Below are 7,986 nucleotides of genomic sequence, written 5' to 3'. Positions count from 1 at the left end.
TGGTCGCCGAGGCCCTGCGCATCTTCTACGACATGCGCAAGGTGCCGGGCCTGAAGAAGAAGCCGTCGACCTCGGAACTGCTCGACTGGCTCAAGCTGCTAATGGTCGAGGACATCGACGCCGACGCCCTCAAGGAACGCGACCCCACCAAGCTGATCCCGCCGCTGCACGGCGCCCTGCTGAAGAACGAGCAGGACGTCCACCTGTTCGAACGCCTGGCCTTCCTGGCCCGGCGCGAAGGCGCCGGCGGCTCGCGTCCCGGCCAATAGTCGCCCCCTTGCCCCGAAGCCTTGCGCTTCGGGGCTTACGGCGAATTCACTCGACGATGCAGACGCGCCCGTACACCGTCACGGCGAAGGTGTACGGGAGCCTCTGAACATGAATTCCACCCTGACGATCGCCGCGATGGGCCTGATCCTGGCCCTCCCGGCCTGCGCCCAGCGCCCCGACTCCGCGGCCACCACCGGCCGCCTGGATTGCCCCGAGCAGTCGGGCTCCCTCACTCGTGTCGAAGCCGCGTCGGATGGGCGATCCTGCCGCTATCGCATGGCCGATGGCGCCGATGTGGAGCTTCGGCTCGTGGATGTGGTGGGCGACGCCCGGGCGACTCTGGCCATGCTGGAAACCGAACTGGTTGCGGCCTTGCCGCCGGAGCTGGCCAATGTCGCCTCAGGCGCCCCGGCCACGGATGTCGAGGAGAGCGCCGCCCTCGCCGCCCAGGCGATCGCTGAGGCCAGGGCCGACGCAGGCGGCGATGCGTCCGCGCCCGCGGACGCCAGCCCAGAGGCCGTGGATGTGAGGGTCGCCGGCTCTCGCATTCAGGCCCGGGACGATTCCGTCCGCATCGCTCTGCCGGGTATCAAGATCGACGCCCAGGACGAGATCGCCAACGTCCAGGTCGGTCCAATCAACATCAATGCGTCCGATGACGGCGCGACGATCAAGATCTACAGCGAGGTTCGCCTGAAGGGCGAGCACCTGTCGCGCGAAAAGAGGGGCGTGCGCGCCACCTATATTCTGGCCGGCGAGCGCCGAGCCGGCGCCGCGCCCTATGTGGGCCTTGAGGCCGGCGGCCCGAAGGTCGGCCCCCTGACCGTGGCCATCGTCACCTCCGCCACCGCAGAAGCCGATGACAAGAGCCTGCGGGACATTCAGAGGCTGGTGCGCGAGAACGGCGGGGTCTGACCTGCCAGGCCACCCCGCCGCCTCATATCAGGCCGGAACGACTTCCATGACCTTGTAGGTCAGCGGGCGGCCGTCCTCGTCGGTGACCGTCAAATATTCGCCCACCACGAAGCGATGCTCGCCCAGGCGGTGGAGCGGCTCGTCATCTTCGGTGTCGTCGCTGTCATAGTCGAAGAACCAGCGGTCCCGGCGCTTGGCCAGGCGGCCGTCCACGGCGTCTTCATCCGGGGCGAATCGGCGGACCACGCATTCGGCGCGGGACTTGGCGTAGGCCTCGTCGTCGAGATAGCCGTCGGCCGTGAGCGGCGCCGTCAGGGCGTAGCCCCGATGGTCGTCGCCGCCAGCGAACTCCGTGCCAGGATTGCGGGCGAGCCGCATGACGATACGCGAAAGGGTCATGGAAGACCTCGAACTAGTGGGACAGGAAAAGGGACGGCGAATCGGCCGCCAGCAGGGAACGGGTGGTGCCGCCGAAGATGAACTCCTGCAGACGGGGATGGCCAAAGGCGCCCGCCACCAGAATCTCGGCGCCGGCCTTCTGCGCCGCATAGAGCAGCATCGGCGCGGCCTCGCCGGAATCCGGCAGCACCTCGCATTCGGCGGTGACTCCGCGGGCGGCGAAATAGGCCTGCAGGCGGGCAGGGTCCAGGGAGCGCGTCGTGGCCCGGGGGGCCGTTAGGATCACGACCTTGGAGGCCTTCTGAAGCAGAGGCGTCGCCTGGCGCGCAGCCCGGGAGGCTTCCTTGCCCCCGTCCCAGGCGACGGCCACCGTGCCGCCGACCTTCAGGCCCGGGCGGGCGATCAGAACGGGCCGCTGCTCATCGGCCAGCACTTCCTGGAAGGCTTCGGACAGCGGTCCGCGGCCGCGGCCGGGTTCATCGGAGAACACCACCACGTCCGAGAGACGGCTCTCGGCCGAGAGGTTGGCCCAGACCGGCGTCTCCAGGGCCATGAAGCTCTTGGCGCCATAGGACAGGGCGGCCACGGCGTCACGGGCCTTCTTTTCCCCTACGGCGGCGGCCTCCTTCAAGGACTCAAGAGCGGTGGCCTGGACCCCGCCCATGAAGCCCTCGCCCATCCAGGGCATGACGTCGGCGACATCAGCCGGGGTGTAGACCCCCGCAAGTTCCGCGTCGAAGGCCCCGGCGATCAGCGCGCCGGCCTCCAGAACAACACGATCGCCTTCGCCGCCGGACAGCGGCGCCATGATTCTCGCCCACGTCATTTGCTTCCCTTTCCTGAGACCAGGATGATGCGTCCCGTGATCTATGCGTGCATTGATCTTTGCCAACCCACGCACCGGTCGAGCGCGACCATAGGACTGTGAAAGGAACGCCGCGATGAGGAAAGGGCTGCGTCGCAATGTGCGCGAACCCCGCGCCTGGCAACGCATGCTGTCAGGCCGGCGGCTGGACCTCCTCGATCCCTCCCCCATGGACATCGAGATCGAGGACATCGCCTATGGCCTGGCCCGCGTGGCGCGCTGGAATGGCCAGACGATTGGCGATCACGCCTTCTCCGTGGCGCAGCATTCTATCGTGGTGGAGGAGATCGTAGCCCACATCCAGCCGGACATCGCGCCGCGCTGGCGCCTGGCCGCCCTGCTGCACGACGCGGCCGAGTATGTGATCGGCGACATGATCTCACCGTTCAAGCAGGCCCTGGGCCTGGATTACAAGGTCTTCGAAGAGCGGCTGGAGACCGCCATCCATGTCCGGTTCGGCCTGCCGGCCAAGTCGCCGGCCGCCGTGAAGACCCTGATCAAGCGGGCCGATCACGCCTGCGCCTATTACGAGGCGACGCAGCTGGCGGGCTTTTCGGGCCAGGAGGCCGTGGAGTTTTTCGGCGACCCGCCGGAGGAATACGACCTTGTTATCGAGCCCCTGTCGGCATCCCAGGCCCAGGCGCGCTACATTCAGCGCTATCATGTGCTGTCGGAGGCTGCGGGATTCGCGCCGGCCGACGCCGCCTTCGATACGGAGTAGCCAGACATGACGATCATCGTCTGCAGCCTGGCCGACCTTCCCTCGGTGATCGCCGCGCGCAGGCCCTCGCACATGGTGACCCTGCTCGACCCCACCACCATGATCGAAACGCCTGACGCGATAGCGCCCGATCGCCACCTGAAGCTGGGGGTGAACGATATCGCCCAGCCGGCCGAAGGTCTGACCGCCCCGGACGAAACCCTGGTGGGCCGCCTGCTGACCTTCGCCGAGAGCTGGGACGAGCGCGACCCGATGGTCATCCACTGCTGGGCGGGCGTCAGCCGCTCGACGGCCAGCGCCTTCACCCTGGCCTGCGCCCGCAGCCCGGAGGTCGACGAGGCCGCCATCGCCTGGACTCTGCGCAGCCTCGCCCCCCACGCCTATCCCAACCGCCGGATCGTCGCCCTGGCCGACGACATGCTGGGCCGGCAGGGCCGCATGGTGGACGCCGTCGAGGCGATTGGCGGCAATGGCTTTGTGAGCCTCGGCTCGCCGTTCGACTTCGCCGCCCGGCACTGATGGCGCAGGGCCCGGCCCATCTCCCCGTCGTCATCGGCCTGTCCGCCGTGGTCGTGGCGGTGCGCGACGGCGAGGCCATGGTCCTGACCGTGAAGCCGAGAGCGGCGGGCGCTGGGCTGGCTTCGGAACTGGCGGGCCTGCCCTTCGGCCCCTTCGACCCAGACGCCCACCGCACGTTCGAGCTGGCCCTGCGGGCCTTCGTGACCGCCCAGACGCGGTTCGATCTCGGCTATGTGGAGCAGCTCTACACCTTCGGCGACCGGGGCCGCGACGCGCCCCTGGCCGATATGGGCGGCGGCGATGCGGGCCATGGCGCGGCGGCCAGCCGGGTGATCTCGGTCGGCTATCTAGCCCTGACCCCGACGGCGGTCGAGACCGAAGCTCCAGACACCGCCTGGGCGCCCTGGACGCGGTTCTTTCCCTGGGAAGACTGGCGTCAGGGTCGTCCGGCCGCGGTGGAATTGATCGAGGACGCCCTTCGGCGTTGGGCCGACGCCGCCCCTGGGCCCCTGCGCGCCACGCGCCTGGCCAGATCGCGACTGGCCTTCGCCCTGGACGGCGCCCCCTGGAACGAGGAGCGGGTGCTGGAGCGCTACGAACTGCTCTATGGCGCCGGCCTGGCGCCCGAGGCGGCCCGGGACCGCAGCGAGGCCGGCGGCGAGCGGTCCGAAGCCCTGGCCGCCGCCCTCGGCGCGCCGATGATCTCCGACCACCGGCGGATCCTGGCCACCGCCCTCAGCCGGCTGCGGGGCAAGATCAAGTATCGGCCCGTGGTCTTCGAACTGATGCCCGAGGCCTTCACCCTTTCGGCCCTGCAGCGGGCCGTGGAGGCCGTGGCCGGCGCGCCTTTGCACAAGCAGAACTTCCGGCGGGTGCTCGAGCGCAGCGGTCTCGTCGAGGGCCTGGGTCGGATCGACACCGATACGGGCGGGCGGCCGGCCGAACTCTTCCGGTTCAGACGAGAGATTCTGAGCGCGCGGCCGGTGTCGGGCCTGTCGCTGCCGCTGCTTCGCGACTGAGCGCCTCGGGCTGGGTCGCCGCCCAGCGCGCCCGGATCTGATCAGAGGTCTCGCGGCTGCCGTCGAGGCTCCAGCCCGGGGGCCCGAACAGATAGCCGGCCGCCTCGCGCGGGGAGCGCGCGGTCAGAAGATCGCGCCCGATCGCCGCCCATTCATGAAAGGCGACCCGCAACAGGTTGAAGGTGCCGAGGTTCTTCACCACCCCATAGCGGCAGGGCTCCTCGTCCAGTTCGGCCTGGAAGGTGCCGAACAGCCGATCCCAGATGATCAGGACGCCGGCATAGTTGCGGTCGAGATATCGGGGATTGCGGGCGTGGTGGACCCGATGATGGGACGGGGTGTTGAACACCGCCTCAAACCAGCGGGGCATCCTGCCGATGGCCTCGGTGTGGATCCAGAACTGGTAGACGAGGCTGATCCCCTTCTGGATCGCCACCATGGCCGGCGGAAAACCGATCAGGGACAGGGGCAGCCACAGGAGCCAGGTCCCGGCCACGCCACCGGTCCAGGTCTGCCGCAGGGCGGTGGACAGATTATAGTGCTGCGAGGTGTGGTGATTGACATGGCTGGCCCACCAGAACCGGCGCTCGTGGGCCAGGCGGTGGAACCAGTAGTAGGTCATGTCCTCCAGCAGGAAGAGCGCGACCCAGGCCCAGATGGCCGTCATCGGGATCTCGAACAGGCGATGCTCGTACACCCACAGGCTGGCGGCGAAAATGGCGCCGCCGGTCAGCAGGCCCGCGGTGGTGCTGCCCAGGCCCATGGCGAGCGAAGTGAAGGTGTCCCGCGGTTCGTAATTCGCCTTGGCCCGCCCCAGGCGGCCCAGAATGATCTCCAGGACGATGGCCAGGACAAAGAACGGCACCGCCAGGGCGACCGGGTCGAAGTCGGGCGTCATGCGGCGAGGTCGGCAGGGGGCCAGTTGTCGAAGGCCAGCAGGGCCCGCGGCGCGGCCACATCGCCCAGGTGGATCGAGAGCACGCCGCCCTTGAACATGGCCGAACTCGCCTGACACCAGGAGAGCCGCCGCACGGCGAAGCCGTCGCCGACCGCCATCAGCACCAGCGCGCAGGCGCCGGAACGCGCCAGGGCGCCCTTGCCGTCGCGGGTGATCCAGAGGCGCTCGATCGGGCGGTCTGGAAAGTCTTCGAAGAACAGCTCACGGGCGCGGGCCTCATCCAGGGGCCGGGCCGGGCGACCGATCCGCGCCCAGGCCGACAGGCCCACCAGCACGGCCACGGCGGCCAGCGAGCTGCTGAACTGTATCAGGAACGCCTTGTCCACTGCGCTTGTCCTCCCCGAAAGCGCACGGTCGGCCGCGAAACTGGCCCGGTCAAGCAAAACGGCGCGCCCCAGGTGGGACGCGCCGTCGCTTCAGATCCAGAATCTGGACCGGAAAGGCCTAGAACTTGCGGACGTAGCCCACGGCCCAGACGTCGGCCGAACCGCCGTCATCCTGGAATTCCTGGCGGGTATAGTCGGCGCGGAAGCCGTTCTGACCATCCAGGAAGTAGCGGCCGCCGACGCCGAAGTTCCAGCTTTCGCCGTCCGCCTTGCTGCTGATGCCGGCCGCCGAGGCTTCGATCTCGGTGGTGCCATAACCGACGCGGGCGAACAGATCAGCCTGCGGGTTGATCGGCAGGAAGCCGACGCCATAGATGGCGGCGCTGTGTTTGAGCTCCACATTGATCGGCGAACCGCCAATGCTGACCGGCGGGTTGTAGGTGTCGTCCTTCACGCCAAAGGCCAGCTCGCCCTCGACGCCCAGATAGGGCGTCAGCTTGGCGCCCAGGCGGCCCTGGATGGCGCCGAGGTTGAAATCATCGGCGTCGGCGTGGGCGTAGCCCACCGAGCCGTAGATCTCCGGGGCCGACATCGACTGGGCCTGCACCGCGGCAGGGGCGGCGGCCAGGACGGCGACAGTGGCGGCGGCGGTGATGAGAGACTTCATACGAGATACTCCGAACTTGGGGACACGCTCCCCCGAGCGGCGTCTTCATCGTCGGCAATCGGGGCGAATTCCTGTCCGTCCGCGGACCTTTGCAGGGCAGCCACAGAGTGTGATGAAAGAGCCACATCACCCCCTGCCCGCTTTCGCCGCGGCCGTGGTATCAAACCGGCCAAGCCCGGAAGAGGCTGTCTTCGGAGAAGCGATCTTGCGTAACGCCGTCATCGCCGCCACGGGGCTTTACACCCCGTCCAACACCCTCACCAACGCCGAGCTGGTGGAGACCTTCAACGCCTATGTGGAGCGCTTCAACGCCCGCAACGCCGAGGCCATCGCCGTCGGCGAGATCGCGGCGCTGACGCCGTCGTCAGAGGCCTTCATCGAGAAGGCGTCCGGGATCAAGTCCCGCTACGTGATGGACAAGTCGGGCCTGATCGATCCCGATGTGATGCGCCCGGTCATCGCCGAGCGGCCCAACGAAGAGATCTCCATCCTGGCCGAGATCGCCGTCGCCGCGGCCCGTCAGGCCCTGGAGACCTGGGGCAAGCCCGCCAGCGAGATCGGCGCGGTGATCTGCGCGGCCTCCAACATGCAGCGGGCCTATCCGGCCATGGCCATCGAGGTGCAGCAGGCCCTGGGCGTCGACGGCTTCGCCTTTGACATGAACGTCGCCTGCTCCTCGGCCACCTTTGGCATCAAGACGGCCGCCGACTATATCGCCACCGGCTCGGCCAAGGCGGTGCTGATGGTCAATCCCGAGATCACATCTGGCCACCTGAACTTCTGCGACCGCGACAGCCACTTCATCTTCGGCGACGTGGCCACCGCCGTGATCGTGGAAGCCGAGGACGAGGCCACGCCCGGCCAGGGCTGGGACATCGTCGGCACGCGGCTGAAGACAGTCTTCTCCAACAATATCCGCAACAATTTCGGCTTCCTGAACCGCGCCGCGCCGGAGGGGGCCGAGGCCCGCGACAAGCTGTTCGTCCAGGAAGGGCGCAAGGTGTTCCGCGAGGTGGTGCCGATGGTGTCCGAGATGATCACCGATCACGCCCGGGACCTTGACCTCGACCCCACGGCGCTCAAGCGCCTGTGGCTGCATCAGGCCAATATCAACATGAACGACATGATCGGCCGCAAGGTGCTGGGCCGCGATCCGACGCCGCAGGAGAATGTCATCATCCTGGACGAATACGCCAACACTTCGTCGGCCGGCTCGATCATCGCCTTCCACAAGGCCAATGACGGGTTCGACGCCGGCGAGATGGGGCTGATCTGCTCGTTCGGCGCCGGTTATTCGGCCGGCACCGTCTTCGTCCGCAAGCGCTGA

Annotated in this window: 10 protein-coding genes and 1 pseudogene; 6 read left to right on the top strand and 5 right to left on the bottom strand. The window is 68.1% G+C overall.

What is annotated here, in order from left to right; all coding sequences use genetic code 11:
* A pseudogene (locus Q7S93_RS07310) lies at nt 1-269 on the top strand (AAA family ATPase); the annotation flags it as partial.
* Nucleotides 270-378: 109 nt separating this feature from the next.
* Nucleotides 379-1,185 carry a hypothetical protein gene (locus Q7S93_RS07305; protein WP_304713162.1) on the top strand — a complete coding sequence of 269 codons (807 nt, stop codon included), beginning with the start codon at nt 379-381 and terminating at the stop codon, nt 1,183-1,185.
* Nucleotides 1,186-1,212: 27 nt separating this feature from the next.
* On the opposite strand, the gene Q7S93_RS07300 is transcribed toward Q7S93_RS07305, so the two are convergent.
* Nucleotides 1,213-1,584: a hypothetical protein gene (locus Q7S93_RS07300; RefSeq protein WP_304713160.1), complete on the bottom strand. Its 372-nt coding sequence runs from the start codon at nt 1,582-1,584 to the stop codon at nt 1,213-1,215.
* A 13-nt stretch (nt 1,585-1,597) separates the two neighbouring features.
* Complete coding sequence (locus Q7S93_RS07295) at nt 1,598-2,410, bottom strand: universal stress protein (protein ID WP_304713158.1); 813 nt, start codon at nt 2,408-2,410, stop codon at nt 1,598-1,600.
* Between the two features lie 115 nt (nt 2,411-2,525).
* Between Q7S93_RS07295 and Q7S93_RS07290 the strand changes: the two genes are divergently transcribed.
* The 3 genes from Q7S93_RS07290 to Q7S93_RS07280 are packed head-to-tail and all read left to right on the top strand — an operon-like array spanning nt 2,526 to nt 4,708.
* A complete protein-coding gene (locus Q7S93_RS07290) occupies nt 2,526-3,170 on the top strand; it encodes an HD family hydrolase (protein WP_304713156.1) in 645 nt (214 codons plus the stop codon).
* Nucleotides 3,171-3,176: 6 nt separating this feature from the next.
* Nucleotides 3,177-3,689 (top strand): tyrosine phosphatase family protein, encoded by a 513-nt coding sequence (locus Q7S93_RS07285; RefSeq protein WP_304713153.1) that lies wholly within the window; start codon nt 3,177-3,179, stop codon nt 3,687-3,689.
* Entirely contained in the window at nt 3,689-4,708 is a 1,020-nt protein-coding gene (locus Q7S93_RS07280) for an NUDIX hydrolase (protein WP_304713152.1), read from the top strand. The genes Q7S93_RS07285 and Q7S93_RS07280 overlap by 1 nt, the downstream gene beginning before the upstream one ends.
* Here the strand turns inward: Q7S93_RS07280 and Q7S93_RS07275 are convergent.
* From Q7S93_RS07275 to Q7S93_RS07265, 3 genes are all read right to left on the bottom strand, one after another.
* On the bottom strand, nt 4,644-5,606 hold the full coding sequence (locus Q7S93_RS07275) for a sterol desaturase family protein (protein WP_304713150.1): 963 nt from the start codon (nt 5,604-5,606) through the stop codon (nt 4,644-4,646). The two genes, Q7S93_RS07280 and Q7S93_RS07275, sit on opposite strands and share 65 nt — an antisense overlap.
* Nucleotides 5,603-5,992, bottom strand: coding sequence for a hypothetical protein (locus Q7S93_RS07270; RefSeq protein ID WP_304713148.1), 390 nt, complete (start codon nt 5,990-5,992; stop codon nt 5,603-5,605). Before Q7S93_RS07270 ends, Q7S93_RS07275 begins: the two co-directional genes overlap by 4 nt.
* Nucleotides 5,993-6,110: 118 nt before the next feature.
* Entirely contained in the window at nt 6,111-6,659 is a 549-nt protein-coding gene (locus tag Q7S93_RS07265; RefSeq protein ID WP_304713146.1) for a porin family protein, read from the bottom strand.
* A 205-nt stretch (nt 6,660-6,864) separates the two neighbouring features.
* Here Q7S93_RS07265 and Q7S93_RS07260 point away from each other — a divergent pair, with 205 nt between their 5' ends.
* A complete protein-coding gene (locus Q7S93_RS07260; RefSeq protein WP_304713145.1) occupies nt 6,865-7,986 on the top strand; it encodes a beta-ketoacyl-ACP synthase III in 1,122 nt (373 codons plus the stop codon).

Source organism: Phenylobacterium sp., from assembly GCF_030646615.1.
GTDB lineage: Bacteria > Pseudomonadota > Alphaproteobacteria > Caulobacterales > Caulobacteraceae > Phenylobacterium.
The sequence above is the reverse complement of the archived record's forward strand: the minus strand, read 5'-3'. Positions and strand labels throughout refer to the sequence as shown.

What these genes read in the sequence shown, in the direction of transcription:
- Q7S93_RS07295 (WP_304713158.1), bottom strand. Translation starts at nt 2,410, where the DNA reads ATGACGTGGGCGAGAATCATGGCGCCGCTGTCCGGCGGCGAAGGCGAT.
- Q7S93_RS07300 (WP_304713160.1), bottom strand. Translation starts at nt 1,584, where the DNA reads ATGACCCTTTCGCGTATCGTCATGCGGCTCGCCCGCAATCCTGGCACG.
- Q7S93_RS07275 (WP_304713150.1), bottom strand. Translation starts at nt 5,606, where the DNA reads ATGACGCCCGACTTCGACCCGGTCGCCCTGGCGGTGCCGTTCTTTGTC.
- Q7S93_RS07265 (WP_304713146.1), bottom strand. Translation starts at nt 6,659, where the DNA reads ATGAAGTCTCTCATCACCGCCGCCGCCACTGTCGCCGTCCTGGCCGCC.
- Q7S93_RS07290 (WP_304713156.1), top strand. Translation starts at nt 2,526, where the DNA reads ATGAGGAAAGGGCTGCGTCGCAATGTGCGCGAACCCCGCGCCTGGCAA.
- Q7S93_RS07285 (WP_304713153.1), top strand. Translation starts at nt 3,177, where the DNA reads ATGACGATCATCGTCTGCAGCCTGGCCGACCTTCCCTCGGTGATCGCC.
- Q7S93_RS07305 (WP_304713162.1), top strand. Translation starts at nt 379, where the DNA reads ATGAATTCCACCCTGACGATCGCCGCGATGGGCCTGATCCTGGCCCTC.
- Q7S93_RS07280 (WP_304713152.1), top strand. Translation starts at nt 3,689, where the DNA reads ATGGCGCAGGGCCCGGCCCATCTCCCCGTCGTCATCGGCCTGTCCGCC.